Genomic DNA, 15913 nt, shown 5'->3' on the forward strand with positions numbered 1-15913 from the left:
CGTCGCCGTCCGCCGCATGCCTGCCGAAGAGCCGCATCCTTCCCGAAGGAGCGCCGACAGGGTGCAATCCAGGGATGCGGCGGTTCCACGATGACGGAGCATACATGGCCAAGCGGCTGACCCTGTATATCATGATCGGCCTGGTGGCGGGCATCGTGCTCGGCCTGTCGCTGAACGGGCTGATCGACGATGGCTCGCCGGCCGCCGCCGCCCGGCTGAGCGAGATCGCCGGCTATTTCTCGATCGTCACGGCGGTGTTCCTGCGGCTGATCAAGATGATCATCGCGCCTCTGGTCTTCGCGACCCTCGTGGCGGGCATCGCGCATATGGGCGACACCGCGGCGCTGGGGCGGATCGGCATCCGCGCGGTCGGTTGGTTCATCTGTGCCAGCCTGGTCAGCCTCACCCTCGGCCTGTTCCTCGTGAACCTGTTTCAGCCGGGCGTCGGCCTCGATTTCCCGATCCCGCCGGTGACCGAGGCAAGCGGGGTGGAAAAGGCGGCCTTCAACCTGAAGGACTTCTTCACCCACGTCTTCCCCGCCTCCGGCATCGACGCGATGGCGAAGAACGAGATCCTCCAGATCGTAATCTTCTCGATCTTCATCGGCGTCGCCATCACGGCGGTGGGCGAGAAGGCCGCGCCGCTGGTGCGCGGGATCGAGGCGCTGGTGCAGGTGATGCTGACCGTCACCAATTATGTCATGCGCTTGGCACCCCTCGCGGTGTTCGCCGCGGTGACCGGCACGCTGGCCGAGCGCGGGCCGTCGATCATCGGCAATCTCGCCTATTTCATGGGCACCTTCTACCTTGGCATGATCATCCTGTGGCTGCTGCTGATCGGCATTTGCTACGTGATCGTTGGCCGCCGCACGACCTTGCTGGTGCGCTATGTGCGCGAGCCGCTGCTGCTCGCCTTCTCCACCGCCTCGTCCGAAGCGGCCTATCCGCGCACGCTGGAGGCGCTGGACAAGTTCGGCGTGCCGCCGCGCATTGCCAGCTTCGTGCTGCCGCTGGGATATAGCTTCAACCTCGACGGCTCGATGATCTACATGACCTTCGCGACGATCTTCATCGCGCAGGCCTATGGCATCGATCTCAGCCTCGGGCAGGAGATCACCATGCTGCTGGTGCTGATGATCACCAGCAAGGGGATCGCCGGCGTGCCGCGCGCCAGCCTGGTGGTGATTGCGGCAACGCTTGGCTTTTTCAACATCCCGGAGGCCGGGCTGCTGCTCATCCTGGGGATCGACCATTTCCTCGACATGGGCCGTTCCGCCACCAACGTCGTCGGCAATGCGGTGGCGAGCGCGGTGATCGCGAAATGGGAGGGCAAGCTCGATCCGCTCGAGCCGGATGCCATCGAGGGCCCCGCCGCGCCGAGCGGGCATGGCCCGGCGCATGCCACGGACAGCCTGCACGATACGCCGTCGCTCGGCACGGCCGACCGGCACGCCTGAGCGGGTGCGATATGCCGGCGTGAAACGGGCGCGGCAGGCGACGGCGGCGGGCGCCTGACGAGCGCCGCGCCCTTCCCTCCCGCGCGCGTCAGGCCCTTTGCGGCTCAGGCATAATCATACGGTCCTCCCGCGCGCAGCGCCGCCTGATACGCCGGGCGAGCGTGAACCTTTTCCAGCCAGGCAATCGTCGCGGGACGGGAGGCATTCAGGCCGGCACGACTGCGTGCCGCCTCCAGCGGAAAGCTCATCATCACGTCAGCCGCCGTGAGCGCATCGCCGGCGAACCATTGATGCCTGGACAGATGCGCCTCCACGAAATCGAGATGGGTTTCGATCCAGGGGCGGATCCGCTTCTGCGCCGTCTTGCCGAACAAGGGCACGCGGCTGAGCACCAGGGTGACGAGCAGCGGCGGCATCAGCGAGCCTTCGGCATAGTGAAGCCAGTAGCGGTAATCGAGCGCCGCCGTCCGGTTCGCCGGCGCACCGAGCCGACCGTCGGCCTTGTCGACCAGATATTCGACGATCGCGCCCGTTTCCGCGATCACGCGCCCGCCATCGCCGCTGTCCTCGATCACCGGAGACTTGCCGAGCGGATGCACCTGGCGAAGCTCCGGCGGGGCGAGCATCGTCTTCTTGTCGCGTTCGTAGCGGCGCACTTCATAGGGGAGCGCCAGTTCCTCCAGCATCCACAGCACCCGCTGCGACCGAGAATTTTCCAGATGGTGAACGATGATCATGTGGCTTTCCCCCGCGCGTGCGCCGTGACGATCCAGGCAGCGGCGGGAAAGTCCAGCACCTCCCCCGTCACCTGTTCGGCAAGCACAACGCGCAACCGCTCCAGCAGTGCCGGGCGGTCGGCATCAGCGGCTTCGGCAAGAGCGCGGGACACGGGACCGATGCGCCGGAAGAAATCGGCAGCATCGCTGGCGGCGTCCCGCCCCTCGCCGGCACGATAAAGATAATCGGTGGGCGTCAGCGCCACATCGACGAAGCCGGCGTCCAGCAGCAGCCGTTCCACCCGATCAGGATCGGCAAAGGCAAAGGGACCGGGAGCGTAGCCGATCGGTGAATCGAGCCGGCCGCCGATCGCCGCGATGGTGCGCGAGGCCCAGGGGTTCTCTGCCGCGGCACGGAAGCAGGAGAAGACCAGAGGCGCTCCCGGGCTCAGGGCCGCCGCAATGCCGCGGAAGGCGGCGGCGGGATCATCGAAGAACATCACGCCGTGACGCGAGACGGCCAGGTCAAACGGGGCATGGGCATCTAGCGCCTGCGGCACCATGCCGGTGGCGAAGCGCAGATTATCCAGCCCATGCTGCGCCGCCCGCTCCTGCGCCACGGCAATCAGGGCGGCGGAAAGATCGACACCCAGGATGTCGAGTCCAGGGCGTGCCGCAGCCAAGGCGAGGCTGGTGACCCCGGCGCCGCAGCCCAGATCGACCGCATGGCCGGTTTCGGGAGCGAGGGCGAGGATGGCGGCGTCAAGCTGGCGCGAGAGCGCGGCGAAGCTGCGATCCGTACGGCGCCACTCGGCGGCCCAGACGTCGCCGACACGAGTCTGCCAGTCAGGAGCGGCGGTCATGAACATGGTCCTTTCATTGTCGAAACGGATGTGCCGTGCCGACTGGCAAAGGGAAAGGGCAGCGACGGTGACGCGGATGTCGTGGCTGTCGGGCATCGTGGGAGCGCGCCCATCCCGATGGGCCGGGCTGTAGGGTCCGCGGCGTCCAGGAGCGCGGACGAGATCAGTCCTTTGCGCATGCGTGGCCAAAAAGAATGGCTGCGGAATAGCTTGCGAAGATCGCGTGTGGTCGGACCAGCGCTTGCGGTCTGCCATTTGGTGGATCTTATGATCCGGGGAATTCGGCGCAGGGCGCCAGAGCCCGCCAACGGCGGGGAACGGGACCCCGCCCGCGTTATCGCGCAAATGCGCGCGGGATCGGTCGAGCCTCCGCCACTTTCTAACGTAGGCAAGGGCTCTCTGCCGCAGATCCTCAACTGCCCTGCGGATGCCGAGCCAAGCCCGACATGAGGAAGGTGAGATCTGCAACGTCGCGCCTACGGGGGCGGTGATTTAGATCTGATGCTTCGGACGACGCGCCCGCTCTTTCGTGTCCGCGCACCGCGATGCAGCCTGCTGATGAGAAGGCTCGCAACAAGCAAAGGGCCGATCACCTGACGGTGACCGACCCTTCATGATGTTTGCCGCGGGTGGCGGATCAGATGTCGTCGTCTTCCGACGGACCAGCCATCAGCTCCTCGCTGAGGCCTTCCTGGCGCATGCGGATGGACCGCTCCAGACGCTCTGCGACTTCCTTGTTCTCGCGCAGGTAATTCTTCGCATTCTCCCGGCCTTGGCCGATGCGGATCGAATCATAGCTGAACCAGGAACCGGACTTTTCAACGAGCCCGGCCTTCACGCCCAGGTCGATGACCTCGCCGAGCTTGGAAATGCCTTCGCCGAACATGATGTCGAACTCGACCTGCTTGAACGGCGGTGCGACCTTGTTCTTCACCACCTTCACGCGGGTCTGGTTGCCGGTCGCCTCGTCACGATCTTTGATCGAGCCGGTGCGGCGCACGTCGAGACGCACGGAGGCGTAGAACTTCAGCGCGTTGCCGCCGGTCGTGGTTTCGGGCGAGCCGTACATCACACCGATCTTCATGCGGATCTGGTTGATGAAGATGACGAGGCAGCGCGAACGGCTGATCGTGCCGGTCAGCTTGCGCAGCGCCTGGCTCATCAAGCGGGCCTGAAGGCCGACGTGGCTGTCGCCCATCTCACCCTCGATTTCCGCACGCGGCACCAGCGCGGCGACCGAATCGACCACCAGCACGTCGATGGCGTTGGAGCGCACCAGCGTGTCGACGATTTCCAGCGCCTGCTCGCCGGTGTCGGGCTGGGAAACGATCAGCTCATCAATGTCGACGCCAAGCTTCTTGGCATAGCTGGGATCAAGCGCGTGTTCCGCGTCGACGAACGCGGCCATGCCGCCCGCCTTCTGCGCCTCAGCAATGGCGTGTAGCGCGAGCGTGGTCTTGCCCGAGGATTCCGGGCCGAAGATCTCGACAATACGGCCGCGCGGCAAGCCGCCGACGCCAAGCGCAATGTCCAGCCCGAGGCTGCCGGTCGACACCACCTCGACCTTCATCGCCTCCTTCTGGCCCAGCTTCATTGCCGAGCCCTTGCCGAACGCGCGATCAATCTGCGCGAGGGCGGCGTCGAGCGCCTTTTGACGATCCGAGTTCGCGCTTGCCATGTTGTTCGGGATCACCTTCAGATTGGCGGCCATTGATAAGCCCTTTCGCTAAAGCAAGCGCGCGAACCGTTCAACGCGTGAACGCCATGTATTACCTTTGTTCCGATGGAACAAGAGTGGAACAGAGGTATTTTGTTGGACGAAGCGCTTTAGCTAGGGTTTGATCCAGCCAGATTGATCCGCCTCCCCGACGAAGGCAGGGGCCGAGTTGCGCCACAAAGCTGGCGGGCACACCGGATTTTGCCAACGCTTCCCCACCTAGCCCCTGGCCTTCGCCGGGGAGATGCCTCCAGGAGCCTGGATCAATCCCTAGACATGCCCCCGACGCCATCGGGCTGCAAAGCATGAGCAGTCATGTACGCTGAGCAGTGGATCCCGGCACAACGTCGGCACGACACAGCTGGTGGGCGCTATAGGCGTCGCACAGGCCTCGCACATGCCGTGGGTGACGAGCCCCCAGCCGACGTCAGGGCGCGCTAGCGACCGTGGTGGTCGATGCGGGGGATACGGCGGCATTGGCAGCAACCGTGTTCCCCGCCGGGCGATTGGCGATGCGGATCGCCGGATCGCCCTTCATTCCAGGAAAGCGCGGCCACATGCCCTGCGCGAGTGCAGCGCGGCTGACCGACTGCTTGCGCCCGGTCTGCCCCTCATACATCCAGTAATTGCGCATGACGGTGACGACATAGCCACGCGTCTCCCAATAAGGGATGCTTTCAATGTAAAGCAGCGGATCGCCATTATCGCGAACCAGCGAGTTCCACTCGCCCACCGGCTTCGGCCCCGCATTATAGGCAGCGATCACCTTGGGCAGCAGGCCTTGGGTCAGACCCATGTCGCGCAGTTTTTCCAAATGCCGCTGACCGATGTCGATATTGGTCGACGGGCGGGTCAGCGCCGACTTGTCGACCGATATGCCGCGCTCGCGCATGTAATCGGTCGCGGCGGCGGGCATGATCTGCATCAGGCCATAAGCGCCGGCCGGCGACACCACCTTGTTGCGGAAGCCCGATTCCTGCAGCGTATGGGCGTAGACCAGTGCCTTGTCGATCCGCCAGCCGGTGTCGGGCGTCCAGTTCGGCGTGGGATAACGCGTCTCCGCCGTGGCGACGAAACCCTGCGGGCAGTTATGCGCAAGCCAGACCACGCTCGCCGGCAGGTTCATCTGCTCCGTCACGCGCATCAGGCTGGCGAACTCCGTCGCCGGGCCGATCTTCGCCTGCTGACGGATCACCTGATCGGCGGCCTCGGTTTCACCGATCTCCGCCAGTGCCGCCGCGACGCGGACGTTCGGCCGACGCTCCAGGTTCGCCCAGTCGCTGGTCACCTTCTGCGGCTTGACCGCCGCGGTCTGCATGCCGAGCGACTGGCGCGCCAGCTGGCCGTAGAAGGTCTCGCCATATTGCGCCGCACTCTTCAGCCGCGCCTCGATCCGATCCGGACGGCCGCAGGTCATGTCTGCGCGGCTTGCCCAGTAGAGGCCGGCGGCGCGCATGTCGGTATCGCCGGCACTGGCCGAGACGGACTGGAAGCCCTCCGCCGCAGCGGCGCAATCATTCTGCCGCCAGGCCGCGAGCGCGGAGGTCCAGCGCGCATGGGTGGCCCAATCGCCCTGCCCTGCGGCCGCCTTGTCTCCCAGGCGACGCGCATCGCCGTCCAGCCCCTGAAGGAAATAGATCCACGCCACGCGCGATTGCCATTCGGTGGTCGCTTCGGGCGTCAGGCCGCCGGTGGACTCGAGCAATGCCTCGGCCTCCCGCCCCATGTCGCCCTTCACATACGGCTGCATGCGATCGGCGAGGTCGGCGGCGATCGCATCGCTGCGGGTGGCCTTGGCACGAACGCGGATCGGGGCGCCGTCCTGCCAGATGAGCCGCTGATGCACAGGAAGCTGCGGCAGCTCCGCGGCACCACGCACCTTGGCAAGGCGGGCAATCGCCTCCGCCTGTGGCAGTTCCGGCGCCTCGGTCAGGAGGCGGACGAGCGGGTCGAGCTCGACTCGGGGCGAGCCCTTGGCTGTGTAGAGCTCGGCGCGGGCGTAGCTGTGCAAGGGCCCGGGCGCCATTGCGTCCAGCCCGATCTGAGCGTCCTGCCAGCGCTCTTCGCGGATGGCGGCGAAGACCGCGCGATACTGGGTCCGCTGCTCGGCGGTGAGCTGCGAAGGGAGCGAGGGCATGGCCGAAGTGGCGGCACCACGCGCCGCCGACGGCTCGGCAGCAGCCACCGCCGGCGTCATGGCAGCGATGGACACGGCGGCAAGCAACACCCGGTTCACTTCAATCCCCCCATCAACATCTGCAAATCTTTCCAAGCCTCGGCCTTCAGGGCGGGGCGCTCCAACAGCATGCGCGGATGGAAGCTCGCCACGACCTCGCCCTGACTGTCCTTCTTATGGTTAAGCGCGTGCAAACGTCCGCGCGCCTGCATCACATTCGCCGACAGAATGGCACGGCTCGCCGCATCACCCATCACGAGCAGCCGCCGCGGCGCCGCGAGAGCGACGTGGTGGCGCGCGATGTCCGCGAGTTGACTCTCCATGTCCCGCGGCAGACGACCGGCTGCCGGACGGGCGGCACACAGGCTGGCGAGATGGACATCGGCGCGGCTGCGACCGATCGCCGCCAGCATGCGGTCGAACAGGCGACCGGCAGCTCCGCCGAGCAGCGAATCAGACGAATCGCGCTCGGGGCAGTCGATCAGGATCATGATGTCGGCGTCCGCCGGGCCGGTCGCCGGGATCAGTGGCACGCCCCAGCCTGCCTCCGGCGCAGCGCTGCCCGTGCGCCATGTCAGCAGCTCGGCAATGGTGGCCGGCATCGCGACGTTCGGCGACGGCGCCGCCTCGCCCGCGCGGGCCGCCGGGGCGAGTGATGCGAGGGCGGGCGATAGGGGGGCGAGCGGGGCCACGAGCTCCGCCGGCTCGGGCGTGAGCCAATCGAACGGTTCGTCGCCAACCAGCACGTCCACGCCGGCATCGCGCCACCATTCCATTGCGCTTGCCGCGGCTTGCCGCCATTCGATGTTCTGGTCTGCCCCCATATATCGGCGACTAAGCCTTATGGTTGACGTGGCGGTCAATTCGCTCGACAGCCGTGAAAGACGGAACGTTGCCGGCATGCGCCCGAACGCGGGGGCGATGGGCGGGTTGGCAGATGGAGAGAGTAATGAGCGAACGCGAGTCGATGCCGTATGATGTTGTGATCGTGGGTGCGGGGCCGGCGGGCCTCAGCGCGGCGATCCGGCTGAAACAGCTCGCGGCGGAGAAAGAGGCCGACATTTCGGTCTGCGTGCTTGAGAAGGGCAGCGAGGTCGGCGCGCACATCCTGTCGGGCGCGGTGATCGATCCGCGCAGCCTGGACGAGCTGCTCCCCAACTGGCGCGAGGACGGCTGCCCGCTGGCCGAAGTGCCGGTGACTCAGAACATCCACTGGGTGCTGACGAAGGGCGGCAAGTTCAACCTCCCCCACCTGTGGACCCCGCCGTTCCTGCACAACAAGGGCACCTATACCGGCAGCCTGGGCAATCTGTGCCGCTGGCTGGCCGGCAAGGCCGAAGAGCTGGGCGTCGAGATCTTCCCGGGCTTCGCCGCGGCCGAGATCCTGTTCAACGAGGATGGCAGCGTGAAGGGCGTCGCCACCGGAGACATGGGCGTGGCGCGCGACGGCACGCACAAGCCCGACTATCAGCCGGGCCTCGAGCTGCACGCCAAATACACCTTCTTCTCCGAAGGTTGCCGTGGGCACCTGTCTAAGGAGCTGATGCGCATCTTCGACCTGCGCGCCGATTGCGACCCGCAATCCTATGGCCTTGGCATCAAGGAACTGTGGGACATCGACCCCGCGTTGCATGAACCGGGCAAGGTGATCCACACGCAGGGCTGGCCGCTCAGCGAGAGCGAGACAAACGGCGGCGGCTGGATCTATCACCAGGCGAACGGACAGGTCAGCCTCGGCCTCGTCACCTGGCTGAACTATTCCAACCCCTACGTCTTCCCGTTCGCCGAGATGCAGCGGTGGAAGACACACCCGGAGATTGCCGCGCTGCTGAAGGGCGGCAAGCGCGTCAGCTATGGCGCGCGCGCGATCTCGGATGGCGGGCTCCAGTCGATCCCCAAGCTCGTGTTCCCGGGCGGCGCGCTGATCGGTGACAGCGCGGGCTTCCTCAACGTTCCGCGGATCAAGGGCACGCACACGGCAATGAAGAGCGGCATGATGGCCGCCGACGCCGCTGCGGATGCGATCCTGTCGCAGCGCCAGAGCGACGAGCTGACCGCCTATCCCGCCGCCTTCGACGCCTCATGGGTGAAGAAGGAGCTGTCGATCGTCCGCAACGTCGCGCCGCTGGTGAAGAAGTTCGGTGACTTCATGGGCTCGGGCATTGCCGGCATCGCGATGTGGATGGAGCATTTCGGCCTGAAATGGCCGTTCACCATGAAGCAGCATGCCGACCACGAGACGCTGTGGCGCAAGGATCTGGCGAGAAAGATCGACTATCCCAAGCCCGATGGCGTGCTGACCTTCGATCGCCTGTCCTCGGTGTTCCTGTCGAACACCAATCATGAGGAGGATCAGCCGATCCACCTGACGCTGAAGGACCCCAATGTCCCGGTCGAATACGACCTGCCGCTCTATGACGAGCCGGCACAGCGTTACTGCCCCGCCGGCGTGTACGAGATCGTGGGCGAGGAAACGGGCGATCCGAAGTTCGTGATCAACGCGCAGAATTGCGTCCACTGCAAGACCTGCGACATCAAGGACCCGACGCAGAACATCAACTGGGTAGTGCCCGAGGGCGGCGGTGGCCCGAATTATCCGAACATGTAAGCTGACCGGCGCGGCGGCGGCCGGGCTGGCGCTGGGCCTGTCGTCGATGCCCGCCCGGGCTTCGACGCCGGACCTGCTCGCCTATATGCAAGCCCGCGCGGCGGATGGCGACGGGGCGGCACAGGTGGCCGCCGGCCGCTACGCCGATGCGCTGGTCGCAACGCCGGGCGACGCTGGCGTCGCGGCCTATGCCTATCGTCAGGCGATCGCGGCCGGCGACCTGAAGCTAGCACTCGACGCGGCGGTGACGCTGGGGACGGCGGCGCCGGCAGATGCCGATCTGCTGATCCTCGCCAGCGCGGCCGCGCACGACGATCTGGCAGCGGCGCAAGCGGCGATCGGGCGCCTGCGCACGGGGCAGCTCGCCGTTCTGGCACAGCCGCTTGCCGCCTGGCTGGCCTTCGCGCGCGGCGAGGATCCGCTGCCGCTGCTCGCCGCGGCGCGCGAAGATACGGTGGCGCGCCGCTTTGCCAGCGAGACGCGGGCCCTGATCCTCATCGCGCAGGGCCATGACGGCGAGGGGCTGGCGACACTCCGCGCCGTTCTGGGCACCGGCCAGGCAAGCGAAGACATCAGGATCATCGCGGCGCGGCTGCTGATCGGCATGGGAAAAGTGGCGGATGCGCGCACCCTGCTGACCGGGGACGCCGCGCCGATCGCGGCGCTGCGCGCACGGCCCGGCACAGGCAGCAAGCCGTCGTTGGGCTTCGGCATGTCCGCGCTCCTCACCCGCGTGGTGACGGACCTGATCGTCGGGCCGCCCGGCCCCCTGCCACTCGCCATGGCGCAGGCCGCCGCGACCGCCGATCCGGCCAACGATCGCGCACGCCTGCTGCTCGGCTATGCGCTTGGCCGCGCCGGTGAGACGAACCGGGCGCTCGCCACGTTGGCGACGATCGGCGACAACAGCCCCTATGCCCAGGCGGCGCGCGGCGGGCGGATCCAGATACTCGCCGGCGCCGACCGCACGGACGAGGCGCTGACCGACGCCGTCGTACTGGCGAAGAGCGGAAATCCCGCCGCTTTGCAGCGCTACGCCGATCTGCTGATGAGCGCCGACCGGCCGGCCGAGGCCGCCCCCGTTTATCGCCGCATCATCGATCAGGCGAAGGGAGCGGCCGACTGGTCCGTCTGGCTGCAATATGGCGCCGCGCTGGACGAAGCGGGCGACTGGCCGCGTGCGCATCGCGCGCTGCAGGAAGCGGTGCGGCTCGCACCGGAGGAGCCGCTGGCGCTCAACTATCTGGGCTATGCGCAGATCGTGCATGGCGAGCCGGTCGGCCCGGCGCAGGCGCTGCTGGAGAAGGCGAGTCGGCTGAAGCCAGAGGATGCCGCGATCACCGACTCGCTGGGCTGGGCTTATTATCTTTCCGGGGAGCCGAAGCGCGCACTGCCGCTGATCGAACGTGCCGCCGCTGCCTCGCCGACCGATATCGAGGTGAATGAGCATCTTGGCGACGTCTACTGGGCCGTCGGGCGACGCTTTGCCGCCCGCTATGCCTGGCGCGCCGCGAAGGTGGTGGCGGACACGGAGAGCGCCGAGCGACTGTCCGCCAAGATCGCCAACGGGCCAGCGCCGCGCCCATGACCCTTCAAACTGCGATCGTGGAGCCGGCCCCGGCCAAGCTGAACCTTGCGCTGCATGTGCGCCGGCGCCGTGCCGACGGCTATCACGACATCGAAACCCTGTTCGCATTTTGCCGTGACGGGGATCAGGTGACGCTAGTGGATGGCGCGGCGGACCGGTTCCGCATCACCGGGCCATTCGCTGCGGCCCTGGGCGGCTCGGCAGCCGGAGGCGCTTCGCCGGCATCCGCCGACGACAATCTGGTGGTTCGCGCGCTGCACGCGTTTCGCGCCGTTTTCGCCGTGGACCAGCCGCACGACATCAAGCTGGAGAAGAACCTGCCCGTCGCATCGGGGATCGGCGGTGGATCAGCGGATGCAGCGGCCACGCTTCGGGCGCTTGCCCGCCGGCATGACGTCCCCACAGAAGACCCGCGTCTGGTCGACATCGCCGCCGGTTTAGGCGCCGACGTACCGGCATGTCTGTCCGGCCAAACGGCTTTCGGCACGGGCAAGGGCGACGCGCTGGTGCCACTGGGTCGCTGGCAGGGAACACCCGTCCTGCTGGTCAATCCAGGAGTCGGCGTATCAACCGCCGCCGTTTTTCGCGGATGGGACGGCGTGGATCGTGGGGCGCTCGATCCAAACAGGCCCGAGAACGGCCGCAACGATCTGGAACCCCCTGCCCGCGCGATGGCGCCAGTGATAGCAGACGTCGTGGCGTTGCTGGAAGCGCAGCGGGGCGTGACGCTGGCGCGCATGTCGGGCTCGGGCGCGACCTGCTTCGCGCTGTTCGAAGAGGCGGCGGATCGCGACGCTGCCGGCCGCGCCGTGACGGCAACATGTGCGGATTGGTGGCAGCTGGCGACGACGCTGGCATGATCACGCTGGACCGGATGGGCGCCGTCACCCGCCTGACGATGAACCGCCCGGAACGCCGCAATGCCATGGGCACCGCGCATTGGCTGGCCTTCGCCGAAGCGGTGGCACAGGTGCCGCGCGATGCGGCGGTGGTGCTGCTCAGATCCGCAGTGCCGGGCACATTCTCGGCCGGCGCCGATCTTAAGGAGATAGCCGGGCTGGCCGATGCGCCCGAGGATCGCGCGCCGTTCCGTCTGGCCCTGCGCACCGCCGCCGACGCGCTAGCGGATCTGCCCATGCCGGTCGTCGCTGCAATCGAGGGTGGGTGCCATGGCGCCGGCTTCGCGCTGGCGCTGGCGGCGGACCTGCGGATTGCCGGCCCGGCGGCGCGCTTCGCCATCCCGCCCGCGAGGCTCGGCATCGGCTATCCCGCAGAGGATCTTGGCCGTTTGAGCGCCCTGGTCGGCCCGGGACAGGCCGCGCGGCTGCTGTTCACCGCCGAGACGATCGATGCGACCGAGGCGCATCGCATCGGGCTGGTGGAAGCGATCGGCGACGGGGCGGTGGTGGCGGACGCGATCGCCGCCAATGATCCGGCCGCACTCGTCACGCTGAAGGCAATGCTGCGCGATCCTGCCGATCCCGGGCATGGCCGTGCCTTTGAGGACAGTTTCAGCAGCGCGCGTTTCCGCAGCGGGACGCAACGCTATCGTTGATCGCGAGCGGCGGCCGCGCGATATCATGACCATGCCGATCGATCAGTCCCTGCCGTTCATCCCCGTCCGCATCGCCGTGCTGACCGTATCCGACACACGCGGACTGGCGGAGGACCGATCCGGCGACGCGCTTGTGGCGCGATTGTCGGATGCGGGGCATGTGCTCGCCGATCGCCAGATCCTGCGCGACGACACCGACATGATCGTTGCTCGGCTGCATGCGTGGATCGAGGACGAGTCGGTCGATTGCGTGATCACCACCGGCGGAACCGGCGTCACCGGCCGCGACGTGACTCCCGAGGCGGTGGAGCGAGTGGCGGACAAGATGATCCCGGGCTTTGGCGAATTGTTCCGCTGGCTATCCTACCAGACGATCGGCACCTCCACCGTGCAATCACGCGCCTGCGCCTGCGTGGCGCGCGGCACCTATATTTTCGCGCTGCCGGGATCGACCGGCGCGGTGAAGGATGGCTGGGACGGGATCTTGCGCGATCAGCTCGACAGCCGGCACCGGCCCTGCAACTTCGTGGAGCTGATGCCGCGGCTGATGGAACGATAGAGCGCGCGCCGCTTGCTGCGCGACTCGGCGCGCAACGGCTGGACGATCTCACTTCCTGAAGAGCCGGATCTGCCCTCATCGATGAGGAAGGCTCTCACGGCTTTGATCTCTGGTCGGGGCGACAGGATTCGAACCTGCGACCCCCACACCCCCAGTGTGATGCGCTACCAGGCTGCGCTACGCCCCGACCGAGACGCGCGCCCCTACGCGGCGCGCGCCCAATATGCAAGCGGCGATCAGATCAGCTTGCGCCAATGCTGCCCGTCCCAGGCGTCGATCGACATGGCGCTGGGCGAATGATCGCGCAGCGCACGGCCGAATGCCTTCTGGTGATCGGCTTGCCCATGAGCGGCGAGCGCTTCGGGGCTGGCCCAGCGCTCGGCGACGCGCACCAGATCGGGGTCGGCCGCGTCAAAGGCGAAGCTATATTCCTCGCATCCCTCCTCGGTGCGCACCTTTGCCGCATGTTCGGCCATCAGGTTCGCGGCCTTGGCGCCCTCGCCGGCGCCCAGCTTGATCGTGCCCATCACCAGGATCGTCATTCACCTCTCCTCTTCACCGTGCCCGTTCAACATGAACTGTCATGGGCCAGTCGACACCTCACGTACCTGCGCCGGCGAGTTGCGCCAAGGGCGCAGCGATGTTAGCGGCGCAGGCTTCCTGTGGGGCTCGTTTCCGGGCGCCATGACCCATGTGCACGCAAGGACGGCATGTTCATTTCCCCAGCTTATGCCCAGACGGCGAGCGGCGCCGGAGCGCAGGGGGGCCTCGCCGGCTTCCTCAGCCTCGCGCCCCTCGTTCTCGTCTTCATCGTCTTCTATTTCCTGATGATCCGCCCGCAACAGCGCCGGATGAAGGCGCTGCAGAATGCCGTCGCCGCCGTGAAGAAGGGCGACACGGTCGTCACCGCCGGCGGTGTGGTCGGCAAGGTGACCAAGGTCGAGGAACAGTTCGTCGAGGTCGAGATTGCGCCGAACACCCGCATCAAGGTCGTCAAGGCGACGCTCGCCGAGGTGACGGCGCTCGGCTCCAAGCCGGCGAACGACTAAGAACTGGGCCGCCAACATGCTCGATTTCCCGCGCTGGAAGGTCGCCTCGATCTGGCTCACGATCGCCGTGCTGTGCGCGCTGGCCATCCCCAGCCTGATCCCGCAGCGCATCACCGATCAATGGGGCATCAACCTGCCCCGCATCAATTTGGGGCTCGACCTCGCCGGCGGCAGCTATCTGCTGCTGGAGGCGGACGTGAACGACGTTGCGTCCAATCGCCTGGAGGCGATGCGCGAGCAGGTGCAGACGGAAATGCGCCGACAGGATCCGCGGATCGAGATTGGTGACATCTCGACGCGTGGCGGCCGGCTGTCCTTCCTGCTGCGCGATCCCTCGCAGGTCGATGCCGCACGCGAACGGCTGCTCGCGATCACCGGCGGCGGCGTCGGCATGACCGGCCAGCGCGAGTGGGACATCCAGGTGGTTGATACCAGCCGGCTGGTGCTCACCCCCACCCAGGTGGGCCTGAACCAGGCGGTGGACACCGCGATGGGCGATGCGACGGAAGTGGTCCGCCGCCGAATCGACGAACTGGGCACGCGCGAGCCGACGATCATCCGTCAGGGTTCGAACCGCATTGTGGTGCAGGTTCCCGGCCTGCAGAACCCGCAGGCGCTGAAGGACCTTCTGGGCAAGACCGCGAAGCTCGAGTTCAAGCTGGTCGACGAGACGGCGACGCCGCAGCAGCTGGCGAGCAAGCAGGCGCCGGCCGGCAGCCAGATCCTCGCCTATCCCACCAATCCAAGCGGCATTCCGCTGATCGCCGTGAAGCGCTCCGCCATCATCTCGGGCGACCAGCTCAGTGATGCGCGGATGGAATTCAGCCAGCAGACCAACGAGCCGCAGGTCGCCATCACCTTCGACAGCCAGGGCGGGCGCAAGTTCGCGCGGGTGACGCAGGAGAATGTGAACAAGCCGTTCGCCATCATTCTCGACAATCAGGTGATCTCCGCGCCCAACATCAACGAGCCGATCACCGGCGGGCGGGCGCAGATCTCCGGCAGCTTCACGACGGAAAGCGCCAATGCGCTGGCGATCGCGCTGCGTTCGGGCAAGCTTCCGGTGGCGCTGAAGGTCGTGGAGGAATCGACCGTCGGCCCGGACCTGGGCGAAGAGTCGATCCGCGCCGGCATCCTGGCCTCCGCCGTGGCGGTAGCGCTGGTCGTCGCCTTCATGCTCGTCACTTATGGCCGCTTCGGCGTCTATGCGAACCTCGCCGTGGTCATCAACGTGTTCGTCATCGTCGGCGTGCTTGCGCTGATCGGCGGCACGCTGACCCTGCCGGGCATCGCGGGCTTCGTGCTGACGATCGGCACCGCGGTGGACGCCAACGTCCTGATCAACGAGCGCATTCGCGAGGAACGGCATCGTGGCCGCTCGGTGGTGCAGGCGGTTGAACTGGGCTATTCCGAAGCCAGCCGCACGATCTTCGAGGCGAACATGACGCACGCGATTTCTGGCATCATCATGTTCCTGCTCGGCTCCGGCCCGGTGAAGGGCTTTGCCGTCGTGCTGCTGATCGGCATCGCCACCAGCGTGTTCACGGCCGTGCTGTTCACCCGCATGCTGACAGCAGGCTGGCTGCGCCGCACCAAGCCGAAGACGATCAACATATGATCGCCCT

General features: G+C 66.9%; 14 protein-coding genes and 1 tRNA gene. 8 read left to right on the forward strand and 7 right to left on the reverse strand.

Going from position 1 to position 15913, the window contains the following annotated elements; genetic code table 11:
• Window positions 1-104 precede the first annotated feature (104 nt).
• On the forward strand, window positions 105-1457 hold the full coding sequence (locus AX702_RS05240) for a dicarboxylate/amino acid:cation symporter (protein WP_066777128.1): 1353 nt from the start codon (window positions 105-107) through the stop codon (window positions 1455-1457).
• A gap of 104 nt (window positions 1458-1561) precedes the next feature.
• Here the strand turns inward: AX702_RS05240 and AX702_RS05245 are convergent, their stop codons facing one another.
• From AX702_RS05245 to AX702_RS05265, 5 genes are all read right to left on the reverse strand, one after another.
• The gene (locus AX702_RS05245) at window positions 1562-2194 is read right to left on the reverse strand and encodes a glutathione S-transferase family protein (protein WP_066777023.1); all 633 of its coding nucleotides are present in this window, start codon (window positions 2192-2194) and stop codon (window positions 1562-1564) included.
• Window positions 2191-3132, reverse strand: a complete 942-nt coding sequence (locus tag AX702_RS05250) for a class I SAM-dependent methyltransferase (protein ID WP_231731730.1) — start codon at window positions 3130-3132, stop codon at window positions 2191-2193. Before AX702_RS05250 ends, AX702_RS05245 begins: the two co-directional genes overlap by 4 nt.
• Window positions 3133-3673: 541 nt before the next feature.
• Window positions 3674-4747 carry a recombinase RecA gene (gene recA, locus AX702_RS05255; RefSeq protein WP_066777025.1) on the reverse strand — a complete coding sequence of 358 codons (1074 nt, stop codon included), beginning with the start codon at window positions 4745-4747 and terminating at the stop codon, window positions 3674-3676.
• A gap of 433 nt (window positions 4748-5180) precedes the next feature.
• Window positions 5181-6950, reverse strand: coding sequence for a lytic transglycosylase domain-containing protein (locus tag AX702_RS05260; RefSeq protein WP_066777133.1), 1770 nt, complete (start codon window positions 6948-6950; stop codon window positions 5181-5183).
• Between the two features lie 35 nt (window positions 6951-6985).
• Window positions 6986-7753, reverse strand: a complete 768-nt coding sequence (locus AX702_RS05265; RefSeq protein ID WP_066777033.1) for a uracil-DNA glycosylase — start codon at window positions 7751-7753, stop codon at window positions 6986-6988.
• 125 nt (window positions 7754-7878) lie between these two features.
• Between AX702_RS05265 and AX702_RS05270 the strand changes: the two genes are divergently transcribed.
• From AX702_RS05270 to moaB, 5 genes are read left to right on the forward strand one after another with little or no spacing between them, the layout of a single operon-like run.
• Window positions 7879-9537 (forward strand): electron transfer flavoprotein-ubiquinone oxidoreductase, encoded by a 1659-nt coding sequence (locus AX702_RS05270; RefSeq protein ID WP_066777036.1) that lies wholly within the window; start codon window positions 7879-7881, stop codon window positions 9535-9537.
• Window positions 9512-11125, forward strand: coding sequence for a tetratricopeptide repeat protein (locus AX702_RS05275; protein WP_231731731.1), 1614 nt, complete (start codon window positions 9512-9514; stop codon window positions 11123-11125). The genes AX702_RS05270 and AX702_RS05275 overlap by 26 nt, the downstream gene beginning before the upstream one ends.
• Window positions 11122-11985, forward strand: a complete 864-nt coding sequence (locus AX702_RS05280) for a 4-(cytidine 5'-diphospho)-2-C-methyl-D-erythritol kinase (protein ID WP_066777039.1) — start codon at window positions 11122-11124, stop codon at window positions 11983-11985. Before AX702_RS05275 ends, AX702_RS05280 begins: the two co-directional genes overlap by 4 nt.
• On the forward strand, window positions 11982-12680 hold the full coding sequence (locus AX702_RS05285; protein ID WP_066777041.1) for an enoyl-CoA hydratase/isomerase family protein: 699 nt from the start codon (window positions 11982-11984) through the stop codon (window positions 12678-12680). Before AX702_RS05280 ends, AX702_RS05285 begins: the two co-directional genes overlap by 4 nt.
• A gap of 31 nt (window positions 12681-12711) precedes the next feature.
• Window positions 12712-13239: a molybdenum cofactor biosynthesis protein B gene (gene moaB, locus AX702_RS05290; protein ID WP_066777138.1), complete on the forward strand. Its 528-nt coding sequence runs from the start codon at window positions 12712-12714 to the stop codon at window positions 13237-13239.
• A gap of 110 nt (window positions 13240-13349) precedes the next feature.
• Here moaB and AX702_RS05295 read toward each other — a convergent pair.
• Both AX702_RS05295 and AX702_RS05300 read right to left on the reverse strand, forming a co-directional pair.
• A tRNA-Pro gene (locus AX702_RS05295) sits at window positions 13350-13426 on the reverse strand.
• Window positions 13427-13475: 49 nt separating this feature from the next.
• Window positions 13476-13781 carry a putative quinol monooxygenase gene (locus AX702_RS05300; RefSeq protein WP_066777043.1) on the reverse strand — a complete coding sequence of 102 codons (306 nt, stop codon included), beginning with the start codon at window positions 13779-13781 and terminating at the stop codon, window positions 13476-13478.
• Between the two features lie 168 nt (window positions 13782-13949).
• Between AX702_RS05300 and yajC the strand changes: the two genes are divergently transcribed.
• Window positions 13950-14288, forward strand: coding sequence for a preprotein translocase subunit YajC (yajC, locus tag AX702_RS05305; RefSeq protein ID WP_066777046.1), 339 nt, complete (start codon window positions 13950-13952; stop codon window positions 14286-14288).
• Between the two features lie 16 nt (window positions 14289-14304).
• The gene (gene secD / locus AX702_RS05310) at window positions 14305-15906 is read left to right on the forward strand and encodes a protein translocase subunit SecD (RefSeq protein ID WP_066777049.1); all 1602 of its coding nucleotides are present in this window, start codon (window positions 14305-14307) and stop codon (window positions 15904-15906) included.
• The last annotated feature ends 7 nt before the right edge of the window (window positions 15907-15913 follow it).

The organism is Sphingomonas sp. CCH5-D11 (genome assembly GCF_001557395.1).
GTDB lineage: Bacteria > Pseudomonadota > Alphaproteobacteria > Sphingomonadales > Sphingomonadaceae > Sphingomonas.

What these genes read in the sequence shown, in the direction of transcription:
- AX702_RS05265 (WP_066777033.1), bottom strand. Translation starts at nt 7,753, where the DNA reads ATGGGGGCAGACCAGAACATCGAATGGCGGCAAGCCGCGGCAAGCGCA.
- yajC (WP_066777046.1), top strand. Translation starts at nt 13,950, where the DNA reads ATGTTCATTTCCCCAGCTTATGCCCAGACGGCGAGCGGCGCCGGAGCG.
- recA (WP_066777025.1), bottom strand. Translation starts at nt 4,747, where the DNA reads ATGGCCGCCAATCTGAAGGTGATCCCGAACAACATGGCAAGCGCGAAC.
- AX702_RS05250 (WP_231731730.1), bottom strand. Translation starts at nt 3,132, where the DNA reads ATGCCCGACAGCCACGACATCCGCGTCACCGTCGCTGCCCTTTCCCTT.
- AX702_RS05270 (WP_066777036.1), top strand. Translation starts at nt 7,879, where the DNA reads ATGAGCGAACGCGAGTCGATGCCGTATGATGTTGTGATCGTGGGTGCG.
- AX702_RS05260 (WP_066777133.1), bottom strand. Translation starts at nt 6,950, where the DNA reads ATGACGCCGGCGGTGGCTGCTGCCGAGCCGTCGGCGGCGCGTGGTGCC.
- moaB (WP_066777138.1), top strand. Translation starts at nt 12,712, where the DNA reads ATGCCGATCGATCAGTCCCTGCCGTTCATCCCCGTCCGCATCGCCGTG.
- AX702_RS05300 (WP_066777043.1), bottom strand. Translation starts at nt 13,781, where the DNA reads ATGACGATCCTGGTGATGGGCACGATCAAGCTGGGCGCCGGCGAGGGC.
- AX702_RS05280 (WP_066777039.1), top strand. Translation starts at nt 11,122, where the DNA reads ATGACCCTTCAAACTGCGATCGTGGAGCCGGCCCCGGCCAAGCTGAAC.
- AX702_RS05245 (WP_066777023.1), bottom strand. Translation starts at nt 2,194, where the DNA reads ATGATCATCGTTCACCATCTGGAAAATTCTCGGTCGCAGCGGGTGCTG.
- AX702_RS05240 (WP_066777128.1), top strand. Translation starts at nt 105, where the DNA reads ATGGCCAAGCGGCTGACCCTGTATATCATGATCGGCCTGGTGGCGGGC.
- secD (WP_066777049.1), top strand. Translation starts at nt 14,305, where the DNA reads ATGCTCGATTTCCCGCGCTGGAAGGTCGCCTCGATCTGGCTCACGATC.
- AX702_RS05285 (WP_066777041.1), top strand. Translation starts at nt 11,982, where the DNA reads ATGATCACGCTGGACCGGATGGGCGCCGTCACCCGCCTGACGATGAAC.